General features: G+C 69.8%; 15 protein-coding genes. 7 read left to right on the plus strand and 8 right to left on the minus strand.

Annotated elements, in window-relative coordinates; translation table 11 throughout:
• Nucleotides 1-231 precede the first annotated feature (231 nt).
• The gene (locus tag VF746_15245) at nucleotides 232-525 is read right to left on the minus strand and encodes a GIY-YIG nuclease family protein (GenBank protein ID HEX8693776.1); all 294 of its coding nucleotides are present in this window, start codon (nucleotides 523-525) and stop codon (nucleotides 232-234) included.
• 327 nt (nucleotides 526-852) lie between these two features.
• On the opposite strand from VF746_15245, the gene VF746_15250 reads away from it, so the two are divergent.
• On the plus strand, nucleotides 853-1296 hold the full coding sequence (locus tag VF746_15250) for a hypothetical protein (GenBank protein ID HEX8693777.1): 444 nt from the start codon (nucleotides 853-855) through the stop codon (nucleotides 1294-1296).
• 103 nt (nucleotides 1297-1399) lie between these two features.
• On the opposite strand, the gene VF746_15255 is transcribed toward VF746_15250, so the two are convergent.
• The 5 genes from VF746_15255 to treS all read right to left on the minus strand — a co-directional run bounded on the left by VF746_15255 (nucleotide 1400) and on the right by treS (nucleotide 9127).
• Nucleotides 1400-1939 carry a hypothetical protein gene (locus tag VF746_15255; GenBank protein HEX8693778.1) on the minus strand — a complete coding sequence of 180 codons (540 nt, stop codon included), beginning with the start codon at nucleotides 1937-1939 and terminating at the stop codon, nucleotides 1400-1402.
• Nucleotides 1940-2013: 74 nt separating this feature from the next.
• Nucleotides 2014-2742, minus strand: a complete 729-nt coding sequence (locus VF746_15260) for an SDR family oxidoreductase (GenBank protein HEX8693779.1) — start codon at nucleotides 2740-2742, stop codon at nucleotides 2014-2016.
• On the minus strand, nucleotides 2732-4246 hold the full coding sequence (malQ, locus tag VF746_15265) for a 4-alpha-glucanotransferase (protein ID HEX8693780.1): 1515 nt from the start codon (nucleotides 4244-4246) through the stop codon (nucleotides 2732-2734). The genes VF746_15260 and malQ overlap by 11 nt, the downstream gene beginning before the upstream one ends.
• On the minus strand, nucleotides 4239-5600 hold the full coding sequence (locus VF746_15270; GenBank protein HEX8693781.1) for a hypothetical protein: 1362 nt from the start codon (nucleotides 5598-5600) through the stop codon (nucleotides 4239-4241). The genes malQ and VF746_15270 overlap by 8 nt, the downstream gene beginning before the upstream one ends.
• 242 nt (nucleotides 5601-5842) lie before the next feature.
• On the minus strand, nucleotides 5843-9127 hold the full coding sequence (treS, locus tag VF746_15275) for a maltose alpha-D-glucosyltransferase (protein HEX8693782.1): 3285 nt from the start codon (nucleotides 9125-9127) through the stop codon (nucleotides 5843-5845).
• A gap of 326 nt (nucleotides 9128-9453) precedes the next feature.
• On the opposite strand from treS, the gene VF746_15280 reads away from it, so the two are divergent.
• The 4 genes from VF746_15280 to VF746_15295 all read left to right on the plus strand — a co-directional run bounded on the left by VF746_15280 (nucleotide 9454) and on the right by VF746_15295 (nucleotide 12064).
• Nucleotides 9454-9972, plus strand: coding sequence for a transglycosylase SLT domain-containing protein (locus tag VF746_15280; protein HEX8693783.1), 519 nt, complete (start codon nucleotides 9454-9456; stop codon nucleotides 9970-9972).
• 212 nt (nucleotides 9973-10184) lie between these two features.
• Nucleotides 10185-10805 (plus strand): VOC family protein, encoded by a 621-nt coding sequence (locus VF746_15285; GenBank protein ID HEX8693784.1) that lies wholly within the window; start codon nucleotides 10185-10187, stop codon nucleotides 10803-10805.
• 114 nt (nucleotides 10806-10919) lie between these two features.
• Nucleotides 10920-11510 carry a hypothetical protein gene (locus tag VF746_15290; GenBank protein HEX8693785.1) on the plus strand — a complete coding sequence of 197 codons (591 nt, stop codon included), beginning with the start codon at nucleotides 10920-10922 and terminating at the stop codon, nucleotides 11508-11510.
• 149 nt (nucleotides 11511-11659) lie between these two features.
• A complete protein-coding gene (locus VF746_15295) occupies nucleotides 11660-12064 on the plus strand; it encodes a DUF3224 domain-containing protein (protein ID HEX8693786.1) in 405 nt (134 codons plus the stop codon).
• Nucleotides 12065-12090: 26 nt separating this feature from the next.
• On the opposite strand, the gene VF746_15300 is transcribed toward VF746_15295, so the two are convergent.
• Nucleotides 12091-12480, minus strand: a complete 390-nt coding sequence (locus tag VF746_15300) for a hypothetical protein (protein ID HEX8693787.1) — start codon at nucleotides 12478-12480, stop codon at nucleotides 12091-12093.
• A 285-nt stretch (nucleotides 12481-12765) separates the two neighbouring features.
• Here VF746_15300 and VF746_15305 point away from each other — a divergent pair, with 285 nt between their 5' ends.
• Both VF746_15305 and VF746_15310 read left to right on the plus strand, forming a co-directional pair.
• Nucleotides 12766-13650: a hypothetical protein gene (locus VF746_15305; GenBank protein ID HEX8693788.1), complete on the plus strand. Its 885-nt coding sequence runs from the start codon at nucleotides 12766-12768 to the stop codon at nucleotides 13648-13650.
• Nucleotides 13651-13778: 128 nt separating this feature from the next.
• Nucleotides 13779-14099 carry an EthD family reductase gene (locus VF746_15310; GenBank protein ID HEX8693789.1) on the plus strand — a complete coding sequence of 107 codons (321 nt, stop codon included), beginning with the start codon at nucleotides 13779-13781 and terminating at the stop codon, nucleotides 14097-14099.
• 140 nt (nucleotides 14100-14239) lie between these two features.
• On the opposite strand, the gene VF746_15315 is transcribed toward VF746_15310, so the two are convergent.
• Entirely contained in the window at nucleotides 14240-15433 is a 1194-nt protein-coding gene (locus VF746_15315; GenBank protein HEX8693790.1) for a cytochrome P450, read from the minus strand.
• Between the last annotated feature and the right edge of the window lie 34 nt (nucleotides 15434-15467).

Consider the following 15467-nt stretch of genomic DNA (forward strand, 5'->3'; position numbering starts at 1 on the left):
TGAAAAGGTCTCACACAGAGGGCACAGAGAACACAGAGGAACAGCGGAGAGATTGAAGTTCTCTCCGTGTCCTCCGTGTCCTCTGTGTGATTCCAATCTGTTTCTCGCGAACCAGAACAATGCTCGGAAACGTGGTATCACCCGTGCTGGTGGCCAGTCATAACGGGAGGAGCCATGTCCGCCAATCGGCCCGTGGCCGATAGTTGACCGATGACCGATGTCACTACCGGCTCAGTCGATCAGCCCCAACTCCACCGCCAGGTCCCTCCAGCCGGGATTCGCGCTTTCGATCAGCTCCACTTTCTTCTTGCGCAGCAATCCCTTCAACTGTGTTTCCCGCGCGATTGCGGTTCTCGGATTCTCCACCACCTCGAAGTAGACGAGCCGGTCGATGTCGTACTTCGCCGTGAAGCCAGGCAGAACCTCGTGCTTATGCTCATAGACGCGGCGCGCGAGGTCGCTCGTCACGCCGATGTAGAGCTTCCGGGACAGACTGGCGAGGATGTAGACGTAGTATTGCTTCATGGATTGGTGAGCACGAGGCTGTAGAGGTGCGGAAAGCGGGCGCGAAGAATCGCGGCTGCGGGTTTGCGCGCAATACCCGGCCACGCCTGGAGGTGAGTAGATTCTTCGGTCGCCCCCCAACGATGGTGCAGATGCGGATTGGGCGCAGGGGCTCCCTCAGAATGACATGTTGAGGGTCGTGGGCGAGAAGAAACGATTCTGCTTGACGCGCGCTCTCCCGGTGGCGTATCCTGCGCGACGGCCGCCGTCCTCAATCGAGCCCGTCGGCCGCGGTTCATGCGACGGATTCCCCGCACCCCATCACACATCCTACCGGGAGAAACAGCCATGCCGACGAGAGAGAAGGGGCCCTGCAACCCCGCGTGCACGAACGTGATCCGGTTCATGACCGACCAGGAGGTGAACCCGAACGTGGGAATCAGCCTCCCCGGCTACGACGAGATCGACGGGTACCGGCACATCAACCTGTTCGTGCGCTTCAACCAGGAGAAGCCCGACGAGCCGCCCGTGGACCTGGGGGTGGTGTTCGCGTTCGACAAGCAGGGCACCATGGGCGCCCGCCGCTACGTGAACCTGGAGGAGAACGTCGCCGCGCCGCAGGCCACCAACTTCATCGAGGTGTCGGGGCGCGGCACCTGGCACGGCAGCCCGCACAACATCAGCACCTACGTGGCGCGCTTCCCCGTGATGGGCCCCTTCATCGAGGTCTTCGTCTACAACCGCGCGCCGGTCAAGCGGAAGGTGAGCGTCTGGGGTTACCTCGTCTCGTAAACCCCGGTACGGGGTGCGGAGTACGAGGTACGGAACCACAAAGGTGCGGCCCGCATCGCAGCGGCGCCGCACCTTCGCGCATTCGCACCGGGCCGCGCGGGCGCTACATCTGGTGCTCGATGAGCCCGCAGGTGACCATCGGGCCGGGGCTACCGCCGGCCTGGTGGGCGGAGACGATGTGGCCGCCACCCATCAGCGCGTTCATCCCCGGCTGGATCGTGGTGGTGCTGGAGCCGGTGCCGCTGGCGTCGGTGGTGACCGGCTCCAGCGGCGCCACGGGCGCACCCGGCGAGTCGCAGGTGCCGCTGTGCACGTGGGCCTGGTGGGTCCCCGCGCCCTGCGCCCCCCGCAGCGTGAGCACCACCTGCGCCTGACTCTCCTGCGCCGTGATCACCGCCTCGCCCGAGATGCCGGAGTTGTTCACCGGCCTCAGAGTGACGACGATCGTGTTCTGGCCGGCCGCGGCCGCGCCCGTGTCGGCCCCCATCGGCGCCGGCGCGACCATCGCGCCCGTATCGGTCGGCATCGGCGCGACCGCCGCGGTCGTGTCGCCTTCCCCGCCCCTCTCATCCGCGTCGCCGCCGCCGCACGCCGCCAGCGCGAGCGGCAGCATCGCCAGTGACCACAGCCTGAGTGCCCTCATCACGTCCTCCTCGTCGAAAGTGGTTCGGTCCCACATCGAGCCGAACGACGGCGTCCTGCCGCACTTCGCACTCGTCAGCTCCGCCCGTACACCGGCACCGCCGCCCCGTTGACCGCCGCGGATTCGGGGGAGGCGAGGAAGAGGATCACCCGCGCGATCTCCTCCGGCGGCGTCCAGGCGGAGTGGTCGGCCTTGGGCATCGAACGGCGGTTGGCGGGCGTGTCGATCGTCCCCGGCAGCACGGCGTTCGCGCGGACGTTCTGGTCGCGGTACTCCTCGGAGATCGTCTCGGCGAGGACGAGGAGGCCGGCCTTGGCGACGGCGTACGCGCCCATCCCCGCGCGGCCCACCCGCGCCGAGCGCGAGGAGACGAAGACCAGCGAGCCGCCGCCGCCCTCCAGCATCCGCGGGATCGAGGCGCGCGCCACCAGGTAGGCGGACTTGAGGTTCAGGTCCATCATCCGCTCCCAGAGCTCCACGTCGGTCTCGGCCACCTTCGCCCCGCCCGCCCAGCCGCCCATCAGGTGCACCGCGGCGTCCAGCCGGCCGCCCCACTCCGCCGTCTGCCGGATGGCGGCCTCGGCGCCGCGCCAGGTGGTGAGGTCCAGCAGGAACTCCGTCACCCGCCCCGGGAACTCCGCCTTGAGCGCGTCGAGCGCGTCCTTCGCGTCGGTGTGGTGCAGCGCCACCGCGATCCGCCACCCCGCCTCCAGCAAGGCGCGGGAGACGGCGCGCCCCAGGTTCCCCGCCCCGCCGGAGACGAAGGCGACCGGCCCCCCGGCCGCCGCGCGCTCATTCGCCATGGAGCCGTCCGCTGCTTCGGGTGAGCTCGCGCAGGCGCGCCGCCAGCCCGGGCGTCAGGTCGCCCTCGCGGAAGCGCCACTCCCAGTTCCCCTCCCCCGTCCCCGGCGTGTTCATCCGCGCCTCGCTCCCCAGCCCCAGCACGTCCTGGAGCGGGACGACCGCCAGGTCGGCCTTCGACCTCATCACCACCTCGATCATCCCCCAGTGGATCTCCCCCGCCGGCGCGCCGGTCAGCTCGCGCAGGCCGGCCTTCTCCTCGCGCGTGGCGCCCCGGAACCAGCCGGCGGCCGTGTCGTTGTCGTGCGTCCCCGTGTAGGCCACGGTGGCCGCCGGGTAGTTCGCGGGAAGGTGCGGGTTCTCCGGGTCGTCTCCCCCGAAGGCGAACTGGAGGACGCGCATCCCCGGCAGCCCCAGCTCCTCGCGCAGCGTGTCGACCTCGGGGGTGATGATCCCCAGGTCTTCCGCGATCAGCGGCAGCGGGCCCAGCTCGCGCTCCAGCGCCCGGAAGAGGCGGTGCCCCGGCCCCGGCACCCAGCGGCCGGTGACGGCCGTCTCCTCCTCGGCCGGGATCTCCCAGTACGCCTCGAAGCCGCGGAAGTGGTCGATGCGCGCCACGTCCACCAGCTCCAGCGTGCGGCGGAAGCGCTCCACCCACCAGCGGTAGCCGTCCCGCTCCAGCACGTCCCAGCGGTAGAGCGGGTTCCCCCAGCGCTGCCCCGTGGCGCTGAAGTAGTCGGGCGGCACGCCGGAGACCACGGTGGGCCGCCCCTTCGCGTCCAGCTCGAACAGCTCCGGGTGCGCCCACACGTCGGCGCTGTCGTGGGCCACGAAGATCGGCACGTCGCCGATGACCTTCACCCCGCGCTCGTTGGCGTAGCGCCGGAGCGCCCCCCACTGCCGGTCGAAGAGGAACTGCCCGAAGGCGTGCCGCTCCACCTCGTCGGCCAGCTTCGACGCCGCGCGGGTGAGCGCGTCGCCCTCGCGGCGGCGGAGCTTCGCGGGCCAGTCGAGCCACGAGCCGCCCCCGTGCTCGTCGCGCAGCGCGCGGAAGAGCGCCCAGTCGTCCAGCCACTCCCGGTGCCGCTCGCGGTACGCGGCGAACGCGTGGCCGAGCGCCGGCGCCCACCCCGCGCGGAACGCCCCGTGCGCGCGGCGCAGCAGCCGGTCCTTCCAGCGCGCCACCTCGCGGAACCGCACGCAGTCGCCCGGCAGCCCCTCGGGGCAGGCGACCTCGTCCTCCTCCAGCAGCCCGTCGTCCACCAGCAGGCGGGGCGAGAGGAGCGAGACGTTCCCCGCGAACGCCGAGAGCGCGTTGTACGGCGAGCCCCCCTCGTTCGTCGCGACGAGGGGGAGCACCTGCCAGTACGCCTGGCCCGCCTCGGCCAGCCAGTCCACGAAGCGGTGCGCCGCCGGGCCCAGGTCGCCCACCCCGTCGCCGGGGAGCGAGGTGGGGTGCAGGAGGATGCCGCCCGCCCGTCGCCCGACGACGCCCGCGTCACTCATGGATCACCGGCGGCGGCGCGGCGGCGGTCGGCACCGGCGGCGGGGGCGCGTCGCCGCTCAGCTCGGGGAGGACGTACGCCACCTCCGCGCGGCCGAGGGCGACCACGGGGCGCACCGGCTCGCCCATCTGCGGCGCACGGTCGATGCAGACGCGGAAGAGGCGGTACCCGGCGTGCGAGAGCGCCTCGGGCGCCAGCTCGTCGAGGCGCACCTCGCGCGGCTCGGCCCACACCTTGTTCACCAGCACCCACCCCCTGGCCGCCGCGGGCGCGTCCGAGGCCCGCCGCTCCAGCACCAGCGTGTCCTGGTGGATGCCGCCCGGCGCGCGGAGCACCCCCTCGCCGTGCAGCACGGGGTGGTCGCGCTTCAGGTGGTTGACGCGGGCGACGAAGTTGCGCAGGTCCATCCAGCGCCGCTCCCAGTGCGTGGGCATGGTGCGCACCACGTCCATGCGCGTGCGGAAGCCGAACTCGTAGCCCACCGGCATCATCACCCCGGCCGAGAACGCCGCCGCGAAGGCGTAGCGCTGGCGCTGCACCGCCTCGTCGCCGCCCGTCTCCGCCGCCAGCCGCTCGGTGTCGTGCGACTCGGGGAAGGAGACCGAGGGCGCCGCGTGCCGGAAGGCCTCGTGCTGCTCCAGCGCCCACGGCTCGCTGAAGTTCCACCACTTCGACGAGTTGAAGAAGAAGTCGAACCCCGCCCCCGCCAGCGCCGCCACGTCCTCCACCGGCGCGCCCAGCGTCTCCGCGAAGAAGACGGTGTCGGGGGCCGCGCGCTTCGCCTCGTCGATCAGGAAGCGCCAGAGCGCGGCCGGCACCTTGTACGCCGCGTCGCAGCGGAAGCCCTGGAAGCCCAGCTCCAGCGCTTCCCGGACGAGCGAAGCCCAGTAGCGCCACTGCTCCTCGCGCCCGTGCGCGGGCTGGTTGTCGACGTCGGCCAGGTCGCCCCAGACGGTCACCTTCGACGGGTCGTCGGGGTCCACCACGGAGGGACTGCGCACCTGCCCGTCGCCCTCCCAGCGGAACCACTCGGGGTGCTCGCGGATCAGCGGCGCGTCCTTCGAGGTGTGGTTCACCACCAGGTCCATCATGGGCCGGAGTCCCAGGGCGCGAATCTCGGAGAGCGCCCGGCGGAGCGGCTCCAGGCTCGCGGGGTCGGCGCCGGGAGGGACGAAGAGCGGGTTGAGGCGCCGCGGGTCCTTGATGGCGTACAGGCTCCCCGAGAAGCCGGGGAACTGCCAGGGGTTCAGGTACAGCCAGTCGAACCCCATCTCGCGCGCCCGCGCCGCGTGCTCGGCCCAGCGCGTGGTGGGCCCCACCAGGCGCGGGAACAGGTTGTAGACGACCGGAGTCAACTTCCCCATCCGCTGCAGGTCAAAAGATCCCCGAACGACGACCGGGGATCATCTCGTTCGGAACCTTGCCCCCGATTGCCGCGATTCCCCCGATTGAAATCGGGGCTACAACAGCACGAAGTCCGCCTTCGCGGACTGCACCCCCACCTTCGATGCCTGACGCAACCACCCGTGCGGTGCGGGCAGCGGGCGAGGCGTGCCTCGCCCCTACGCTCACGCACTTCGCACTTCGCACTTCGCACTCACGCCGTCCCGCACTTCCTCACCCCCCGCAGCGGGATCGACAGCCACTCGGGGCGGTTGTTCATCTCGTAGTTGAGCTCGTAGAGCGCCTTGTCGAGCTCGTAGGCGCGCAGCGCCCGCGCCAGCACCTGCGGATCGCGCGGGAAGAAGGGCTCGCCCGCCGCGGCCGCCGCATAGCCGGCCAGGAACGCCTCGCGCGCGGCCGCCTCCCACGCCATCCCCCACGGCTCCAGCACCGCGTGCTCGCCGCGCTTGCTCTCCTCGCCGCGGTCGCGCAGCGCCGCGTGCCAGGCGTAGTTGAACGAGCGCAGCATCCCCGCCACGTCGCGCAGCGGCGACACCTTGGCGCGGCGCTCCTCCAGCGGGCGCTGCGGCTCGCCCTCGAAGTCGATCACCACCCACTCGCCCGCCAGCTCGCTCCCCTCCGAGGCCAGCAGCACCTGCCCCAGGTGGTAGTCGCCGTGGGCGCGCGACTTCACCACCGCCGCGTCGCGTAAGCACCGCACCTCTTCCAGGCACGAGCGGAAGTGCGCCTCGTCGCGCACCACCGCCGCGATCTCGTTGCGCAGCGTCGCGGGGAAGGAGCCGGGGATCGTCTCCAGGCGCTTGTCCAGCTCGCCCAGCACGATGGAGGCCTGGCGCTGCATCCCCTCCAGCCAGCGCGCCACGTCGTCCTCGGTCACCACCTCGGGCTCGAAGTCCTCGTCCTCGCCCGCGTCGGAGGCGAGCGCCGCGTGCAGCCGCCCCGTCACCTCGCCCAGCCGGAAGAGCTCCTCCAGGAAGCCGCCGGCCAGCTCGCGCACCCGCGCCGTCCGCGTCTCCTCGTCGACCTCCTCCGCCCCGGCCACCGCGGCGAAGAACTCGCGCAGATGCGCCTGGGCCAGCTGCCACCCGTCGCCGCGGTTGGGGACGAAGCGCGAGAGAGCCGCCACCGAGGCCACCGTGCCCTCGTCGGCCACGTACTCCAGCCACCCCGCCAGCGCCGGGAAGTTGCGGAAGTCGGTGCGCGTGGTGAGGAAGCGCGTGACCTCGAGGTCCGGGTTGGTCCCCGGCTCCACCTTGCGGAACACCTTGAGGATCAGCGAGTCGCCGTACAGGATCGAGGTGTTGCTCTGCTCGGCCGAGCCCACCCGCACCGGCGTGCGCGAGCCGGGGACCTGCTGCAGGACGCCGGTGTTGCGGGCGCGCACCACGCCGGCGCGCGTGGGCACCTCGCCCTGGCGCTCGATGGCCTCCAGCAGCCGCGCGCCGAAGTGCTCGTAGCGGAACGCCTCGTGGACCCTCAGCTCCCCCTCGGGCGAGGCCACCAGGCACACCGGGTCCGAGGGGTCGCGGTCGGTCTCGCGCGAGCGCACCAGGAGCGGGAGGAGGTACGTCTCCGGGTCGCCCGCGTCGTAGGCGACGCGCACCAGCGTCAGCAGGTCGCGGTCGTACCCCGCCTCGGAGACCACCGCCACGTCGGCCAGCTCCACCGAGACCATCGCCCGCGCCTTGCCGCGGAACCAGCGCTGCGCGCGGATCCACTCGTGCGGGATGGTGCCCACCACGTGCTCCACGCTCCCGCTCTCCACCAGCGCCAGCGGCGCGTCCGACGGCGCGTCGCCCCACTCCCTCGCGACGGTGACGGTGGACGGCCCCTGCCCCGCCCTGCGCAGGCCGAACCAGAAGAAGCCGTACGGCGCCAGCGTGAGCGCGTACGGCGTCTCGTCCACGGGGAGGAATTCGGTGCCGCCCAGCAGCTCCACCGGGTGCGAGCCGGAGAAGCGGGAGAGGTCGAGCCGCACCGCCTGCGCGGCGCCGGACAGGTTGTGCACGCAGAGGATGACGTCGCCCTCGTGCTCGCGCAGGTACGCCAGCACGTGCTGGTTCTCGGGCTCCAGGAAGGTGATGCTGCCCCGGCCGAAGGCGTGGTGCTGCTTGCGCACCTGGATGAGGCGCTTCATCCAGTTGAGCAGGCTGAACGGCGTGTTCTGCTGCGCCTCGACGTTGATGGCCTGGTAGCCGTAGACGGAGTCGACGATGAGCGGCAGGTAGAGGCGGGCCGTCTCGGCGCGGCTGAAGCCGGCGTTGCGGTCGGGCGACCACTGCATGGGGGTGCGCACGCCGTCGCGGTCGCCCAGCCAGATGTTGTCGCCCATCCCCAGCTCGTCGCCGTAGTACACGATCGGCGAGCCGGGCATGGTGAAGAGGATGGAGTTGAGCAGCTCGATCTTGCGCCGGTCGTTCTCCATGAGCGGCGCGAGCCTGCGGCGGATCCCCAGGTTCAGGCGCATCCGCGGGTCCTTGGCGTACTCCGAGTACATGTAGTCGCGCTCCTCGTCGGTCACCATCTCCAGGGTGAGCTCGTCGTGGTTGCGCAGGAACATGCACCACTGGCACTCGGGCGGGATCTCGGGGGTGCGCTGGATGATCTCCGTGATCGGCTTGCGGATCCCCTGGCGCACGGCCATGAAGATCCGGGGCATCACGGGGAAGTGGAACGCCATGTGGAACTCGTCGCCGTCGCCGAAGTAGGGGCGCACGTCGTCGGGCCACTGGTTGGCCTCTGCCAGCAGGATGCGCCCCGGGTACTTCGTCTCCAGGCGCTTCCTGAGCCGCTTGAGGATCACGTGCGTCTCGGGGAGGTTCTCGCAGTTGGTCCCCTCGCGCTCGATGAGGTACGGCACCGCGTCGGCGCGGAAGCCGTCGAGGCCGCGCTCCAGCCAGAACTCCATCACCCGGCTCATCTCCTCCTCGACCACCGGGTTGTCCCAGTTGAGGTCCGGCTGGTGGCTGAAGAAGCGGTGCCAGAAGTACTGCCCGGCCACGGGGTCGTAGGTCCAGTTGCTGGGCTCGGTGTCGATGAAGATGATGCGCGCCTCTTTGTACAGCTCCGGGTCGTCGGTCCAGACGTAGAAGTCGCGCTCGGGCGAGCCTTTGGGCGCGCGGCGGGCGCGCTGGAACCAGGGGTGCTGGTCGGAGGTGTGGTTCAGCACCAGGTCGGCGATCACCTTCAGCCCCCGCCGGTGCGCCTCGGCGATGAAGCGGTCGAAGTCCTCGAGCGTGCCGTAGTTGGGGTGGACGCTGTAGTAGTCGGCGATGTCGTAGCCGTCGTCGCGCAGGGGGCTGGGGTAGCAGGGGAGGAGCCAGATGCAGTCCACCCCCAGCTCCTGCACGTAGTCGAGCCGCTGCATCAGCCCGCCGAAGTCGCCGATGCCGTCGGCGTTGGAGTCCTGGAAGGCCTTGGGGTGCAGCTCGTAGAAGACGGCGTCCTTGTACCAGAGGGGGTCGTCGTGGGTGCTCAAGCGCGGGGCTCCTCTCGGGTCCGTTCCGGGTCCGAAACGCGAACCGGCGCAGCGAGCGCCGGCCTTGGCAGCGGGACAGGATAGCGCGCGCGGGGCGCTGCAGGAAGCGTTCCCGGTGGCAGGCAACACGCACACTTGGAGGCTTTGCGCCCCGCCTGTATAGTGTCCGGTGAGAGGTGGGAGCAGCCCCTCCCCCTTACGGGCGGAGCACGGCTTCACCAGCGGATCGAAAGGTGTTCAGACCGTCGGGCGCGGAAAACGGGTTGAATGAGCCATCTATCATCGTCCCTCACGTCGACGCCACCAGAACACCCTTCGGAGCAGCCATGGCCACGACTCTCAGCTGGGACACGAAGGAGGAGCGCAAGGCCTGGTCGGCCGAGCTTCTCAAGGCGATCGCCGCCCACAAGGCCGATCTCGACAGCGGCCGTCCCGACGACTTCATCGCTGGCTACCAGAAGCTCACACCTGAGCAGCAGGTGAAGTTCTGGGCGGAGCTGATCATCGGGATGGCCAAATTCGAGTCCAGTTGGAACCCGCATACCATCTATCACGAGCCCCCGCCGCTCGGGATCGACTCCGTGGGACTGCTCCAGCTCAGCTACGAGGACCAGCCGTCGTATGCACTGGAGCCGCTGGACCGGGAGAAGAAGAGCCTGGAAGATCCGCTGGTCAACCTGCGGTGCGGCGTCAAGATCATGGCCAGACTGCTCGCGAAGGACCACGTGGTCGCCAGCGGTAAAGGAAGCAAGTCTCGCGGAGCGGCGCGGTACTGGTCGGTGCTGCGCGAAGGCCACCACATCGACGAGATCAAGGCGAGGACGAAAAAGCAGCTCGGGCTATAAACGCGATGGTAGGTAGGATGGAGTCCGGGTCGAGGTTGCGCCGAAGCAGGCGGCGTGACACACCCGAGCCAGACCACGATTGCCGAAAGGGGAGCTGAATGCGAGCGCACCATGTCGTCCTGCCGCTCCTCTTGCTGACGGGGTGCTCCGCCGCGGTGCCTCCGGCCGCGCGCGCCCCGGAAACGACCCAAGCTCCACGACCAGCAGCCGCCATGGACCTGGGCATCGACCACGTGATCCTCGGCGTCAGCGACCTGCAGCGCGGAGTCGATGCGCTGGAGCAGCGCACCGGCGTCCGGGCCGCCTACGGGGGAGCCCACCCGGGGCGCGGCACGCACAACGCGCTTCTCTCGCTCGGAGCGGGCCGCTACCTGGAGATCATGGCGCCCGATCCGCAGCAGCAGGTGAGCTCGCCGATGATCCAGGAGCTCCGGGCCCTGGAGTCGCTGACGCCGGTAGGATGGGCTGTCGCGGTCGGAGACGTCGAGCGCGTGCGCGGCGACCTGGAAGGCCGCGGACTGCGCCTCAGCCCCACCCAGCCGGGCTCCCGGGCGCGGCCGGACGGGACGCGCCTGGAGTGGGCCACGTTCGGCGTGCTCGCGCCGGACCATCCCCTGGCGCCCTTCTTCATCCACTGGGCGGCAGGGACGGCTCATCCGTCGGCCACCTCACCCGCGGGGTGCACGCTGGAATCGCTGCGCCTGGAAGACCCGAACCCCGCCGACCTGCAGGCCATCGTCGATCCGCTCGGGCTCGCGGTGCCGGTGACGGAGGGTGCGCAGTCGCGGATCGGGATGGCTCTCTCCTGTCCGCGCGGCAGAATCGAGTTCTAGAGGCCGCCCAGCAGCGGCTTCACCTGACGTTCGAGAAGACGGAGCTTGAAGGACGACGGCCCCGGTGCGGCCTGATCCCTCAGGAAGTCACGCCATCCCATCAAACCCGGACCCATGGACACACGCCGTGCGGCCGACGCGCGGGCAACCGCTGCCCACAAGCTCGCCCGGATGGCCGAGGAGCTCCGCCAGGGAGCATCGTTCCCGATCACGCGCCTGACTACGCTGAAGCGGCTGTGTGCCGAGCCGGCAGATGCGGCACGCTTCGCCCTTCATCTCGCGCAGCTGGCGCAGCGGAGCTTCGAGGAGGCACCGCCGGAGCACCTGGCTCCCGAACGCCGGGAGACGTTCGGCCGGCTGATCGCCGAGGGCGTGGACTGCCTGCGGCGGCACCTGGTCGAGCCGACGCCGGAAACCGAGCGGGAGCTGCGGGCCGTCCGCAGCGCGCTGGAACAGGCGCAGAGCCAGTACAAGAACACGCAGTGGGCCCAGGTGCGCATCATGGAGTCCCGCGACGCGCTCCTGGTGGAGGACGCCACGAACTGCGTCCTCCGGCCTCACGAGTCTGCGTACTGGGGATACCAGTTGGGCCGGATCCACGGCGAACGCTATAATCCTCGCTATGGTTCGGGCTTGATCCCGGAGTCGGCTCCGCGGGTCCAGGAGATTGCCGATTTCTGGCTCAAGGATGGGAAGGCGGCGTGATGCATCCACACAACGGAGCCACCGTGAGGAACCACATTCGCGCAGCCGCGGCGCTCGTCGCGGGTGCCCTGCTGTTCGCCGGCCCCGGCGGCCCGGCGCGTGCGCAGACGCAGGCGCCCAATCCAGGCGCACCCCCACAGGAGACCGCCGTGACGAATCGTGCTACCGGTACGTTCGAGGTGAAGCTGAACCCCCTGGCGCCGTACAACCAGGACGAGGGCGCGGCGCTAGGCAGATTGTCGATCGACAAGCAGTTCCACGGGGACCTGGAGGCGACCAGCAAGGGCGAGATGCTGAGCGCCGGCACGCTGGTCGACGGCTCGGCCGGCTACGTCGCCATCGAGCGGGTGACCGGGACGCTGCACGGCCGCGCCGGCACCTTCGTGCTCCAGCACAGCGGCACCCTGAACCGCGGCGCGCCGCAGCTCACCATCACCGTCGTCCCCGACTCGGGCACCGGCCGGCTGGCGGGGCTCGCGGGGACGATGACGATCGACATCGCGGACGGAAAGCACTCCTACACCTTCGAGTACACGCTCCCCGCCTCCCCCTGAACGCCGGTCCGCCCGGGATCGGCGCGCTACTCCGGCCAGCGAAGCGGAAAGCGCTCCCCCGGCGCCCAGCCGGCCAGCCCGACCCAGCGGCCGGTCTCGTCCCTCGCCCCGAGCGCGGCGTGCGCGGGACAGCGGCAACCGGAGTCCGACGGCCGCGGGCAGCCGCGGATGAGCGCGAGGAGCTCCGCGACGCGCTCCGGGGGGAGCCGCCAGCCGTCGTGGATCCAGCAGTCGGAATCCAGGCTGCCCCGCCGCGACTCCTCGTAGACCGCCGCCGCCAGCAGCCCACAGGAGGAGCAGGCGACCGCCTGCACCGTGATCTCGTCGCTCATGCGGTCGGCGCCGAGCTCGAGCGATGCGACGATCTTCAGCTCGGCGGCGCCGCACGCGGGGCACACGAAAGCGCGGCTCGTCATCTCTCCATCACCAGACATCATGCCGCACTCGCAGTGGAACTCATGAAAATGAACCTCGGGTGATATTCATTAGAGCCATACGACATCAGACCGACAAGCCCACATGCGTCTCTCTCTCCGATCCAGTCCGGATCCGAACCGGCGCTGGAGCCGACTGCAACCATTGCAGTGTTGCCGTAACACTCAACCCGTCTGAGGCGAGGACTGCAGATGCGAGGAGTTCTGCGTGGGGTGGTGAATCCATCGGGAGAGAAGCTTTGGCGAGTAGACCTTCTCGATTCGCAGATGATCTGGTACGAGCTTGTGCTGCGGAACCTACATCCCGAGGTGGACTCCCGTACGGCGATGAAGGGTGTGATCAGGCAGCTCAAGAGAAAACACGAGGACTACTTCAATAGACGCTTCGTCTATTTTATCTGCTCTCGAGAGAAAGTGCGCTTTTCCGTCCAGCGGCAGGCCCGCTTCTCATTTCTCAGACGAAAACTCGTAATTCATCTGGAGATCGGCTCCGAACGACGGCTGAAGAGGTGTGTCGTCCCCGCTGCGCTCCTCCGCCGCATCAGCGGGATTGGACGCAGTGTGCTTCCCCAGGTAGAGAACTCCGATATCGCAATCACGTGCACGTATCCAGGTGGACAAAAGGTCACTACGTCTATTCATGATTTCTTACTCGACGCCGGGATTAATCTCGGAATCAACACGTGCATCCACTATGTAGGAATGACGAAGAATCCCGACACGCGCCCTTTGTTGCGGAAACACGACGGACGAACCAGAACACTGGCACTCACGCGCGATGCGAGTCGAGACATTTTCTTCTTTTACAACACATTCGCAGTTCGCTGCCTCGCCAGCGATCCTCACATCGTCTACTGGCTCAGCAACGCGATGACCGACGAGGTCGACATCCAAACCGAGGGTCTCCTTCTCGAGAAGCTGCTGATCGGGTACTTCAAGCCGGATTGCCAGGGCAATCTCCAAAGCGAATGTACGCAGTTGCAGAACCTGTTCTGGAAGCTCGCAGATTCACGGAAGATCACGCGGATGAGCGTGGATCTGGAGGTCCTGGATACGAGCGAATACTATACATTCTACAGCTCTCAGGCGCCTCCCTCGTCTGCCCACGTGTTTTCAGTATGCCCCATGGATTCGGTTAGCTCGCCCAAGTAGGATTGTGGGTTCCATCGGAGGCCGTGCTCCCGATCGCGCCGGCGTGCCCCCCCGGATGCTCCGTGTTGAAACGGAGAAGCTCGACCTCGATGAGGTCCGGAGTCCTGCCCTCACGCCCGAGAGGACCGATGCTGAAGCTGATGTTCTTCCTGTACCGCCGTCCGGATCTCAGCGCCGACGACTTCCAGCGGTACAGCCGCGAGGTGCACATGCCGCTGGTGGCGCGCGTGCCGGGGCTCAGGCGCTACGCCGTGAGCCACGTCACGCTCAACCCGGCGGGCGCGGACGGCGCGTGCGACGCGGTGGCCGAGCTCTGGTTCGACGGGCCGGAGGCATTCCAGGCGGCCGTGGCCACGCCGGAGGGGAGCGCCGCGCTCGCCGACCAAGCCAACTACCTGGACATGGAGCGCACGCACATGCTGTTCGTGGAGGAGACGGCCGGGTTGTGACACGCATTCCCTGGCGGCGAGCGGCGCGTCCCGTCGTCTGGATCGTCTGGGCGTGCGGCTTCAAGCGCCGGCGGAAACGAGACGGAGGGCCGGGGGACGCTTTTCCCCCGGCCCTTTCTCGTTCGCCCGGCGCACGCCCGTCAGGCCGGAGCGAGGACGCGCGGGCCGGGCTGGAAGCGGACCGGCAGGCGCGAGGGGCCGTGCACGTGGAACGCCTCGCGCGGCTCCCACGGGGCGCCGCCCGCGAGCTCCAGGCCGGGCAGCCGCTCCAGCAGCTGGGCGAGGGCGACGCGGGCCTCCAGGCGCGCCAGCGGCGAGCCGATGCAGAAGTGGATGCCGTGCCCGAACGCGATGTGCGGGTTGGGGTCGCGCGCGACGTCGAAGCGGCCGGGGTCCGCGAACTGCCGGGGATCCCGGTTGGCGGAGCCGATCATCGCGAACACGAGCTTCCCGGCCGGGATCGTCCGGCCGTGCACCGCCACGTCGCGCGTGGTCACGCGGAAGACCGCCTGCACGGGCGAGCGGTAGCGCAGCACCTCCTCGACCGCCGCCGGCAGGAGCCCGGGCGCGGCCCGCAGGCGCTCGAGCTGGTCCGGGTGCTCGCCCAGGCACAGGACGGCGTTGGAGATCAGGTTGGTGGTGGTCTCGTGCCCGGCCAGGAGCAGGAGCTGGAAGAAGCCCAGGATCTCCCCCTCCGCCAGCCGCTCGCCGTCCACCTCGGCCTCGACCAGGCGGGTCAGCAGGTCGTCCCGGGGCGCCGCGCGCCGCTCCTCGGCCAGCTCCGCGAGGTATGCCTCCATCTCGGCGTGCGCCGCGGCGAACGCGCCGACCGCCCGCTCCGCCTCGGCCCCGCCCGAGAGCGTGAGGACCAGCGCCAGGACGGCGTCGCTCCAGCCCCGCAGCCGCCGCCAGTCCGTGGCGGGCGCGCCGAGCAGCTCCGCGATCACCATCATCGGGAGCGGGGCCGAGAACTCCGCGACCAGGTCCATCTCCCCGCGCCCGGCCACCCGGTCCAGGAGCCCGCGCGAGATCTCCCCGATGCGCGGCTCCAGGCCCGCGACCGAGCGCGGGGTGAAGGCCCGCGAGACCAGGGCGCGCAGCCTGGTGTGGCGCGGCGGGTCGGAAAAGATGAACCACTGGCCGGGCTTCGACGCCGGCGGCGCCGCCACGGAGCTGAACGAGGCGTGGTCGGTGAGCGCCCGCCGGACGCTCTCGTAGTCCAGGAGCATCCACCGGTCGGAGCGCGGGTCGTGGAAGACGGGCGCGGCGCTCCGCAGCCGCTCGTACAGGGCGTACGGGTCGCGGCGCACCTCGGCGGAGGTGAGGTCCAGCATCTCTCACGGCCTCCATGTGCTCGCGGCACGGGCG

Source organism: Longimicrobium sp. (assembly GCA_036389795.1).
In the GTDB taxonomy this organism is placed as follows: domain Bacteria; phylum Gemmatimonadota; class Gemmatimonadetes; order Longimicrobiales; family Longimicrobiaceae; genus Longimicrobium.

What these genes read in the sequence shown, in the direction of transcription:
- VF746_15245 (HEX8693776.1), bottom strand. Translation starts at nt 525, where the DNA reads ATGAAGCAATACTACGTCTACATCCTCGCCAGTCTGTCCCGGAAGCTC.
- VF746_15250 (HEX8693777.1), top strand. Translation starts at nt 853, where the DNA reads ATGCCGACGAGAGAGAAGGGGCCCTGCAACCCCGCGTGCACGAACGTG.
- VF746_15255 (HEX8693778.1), bottom strand. Translation starts at nt 1,939, where the DNA reads ATGAGGGCACTCAGGCTGTGGTCACTGGCGATGCTGCCGCTCGCGCTG.
- VF746_15260 (HEX8693779.1), bottom strand. Translation starts at nt 2,742, where the DNA reads ATGGCGAATGAGCGCGCGGCGGCCGGGGGGCCGGTCGCCTTCGTCTCC.
- malQ (HEX8693780.1), bottom strand. Translation starts at nt 4,246, where the DNA reads ATGAGTGACGCGGGCGTCGTCGGGCGACGGGCGGGCGGCATCCTCCTG.
- VF746_15280 (HEX8693783.1), top strand. Translation starts at nt 9,454, where the DNA reads ATGGCCACGACTCTCAGCTGGGACACGAAGGAGGAGCGCAAGGCCTGG.
- VF746_15285 (HEX8693784.1), top strand. Translation starts at nt 10,185, where the DNA reads ATGGACCTGGGCATCGACCACGTGATCCTCGGCGTCAGCGACCTGCAG.
- VF746_15290 (HEX8693785.1), top strand. Translation starts at nt 10,920, where the DNA reads ATGGACACACGCCGTGCGGCCGACGCGCGGGCAACCGCTGCCCACAAG.
- VF746_15300 (HEX8693787.1), bottom strand. Translation starts at nt 12,480, where the DNA reads ATGACGAGCCGCGCTTTCGTGTGCCCCGCGTGCGGCGCCGCCGAGCTG.
- VF746_15305 (HEX8693788.1), top strand. Translation starts at nt 12,766, where the DNA reads ATGATCTGGTACGAGCTTGTGCTGCGGAACCTACATCCCGAGGTGGAC.
- VF746_15310 (HEX8693789.1), top strand. Translation starts at nt 13,779, where the DNA reads ATGCTGAAGCTGATGTTCTTCCTGTACCGCCGTCCGGATCTCAGCGCC.
- VF746_15315 (HEX8693790.1), bottom strand. Translation starts at nt 15,433, where the DNA reads ATGCTGGACCTCACCTCCGCCGAGGTGCGCCGCGACCCGTACGCCCTG.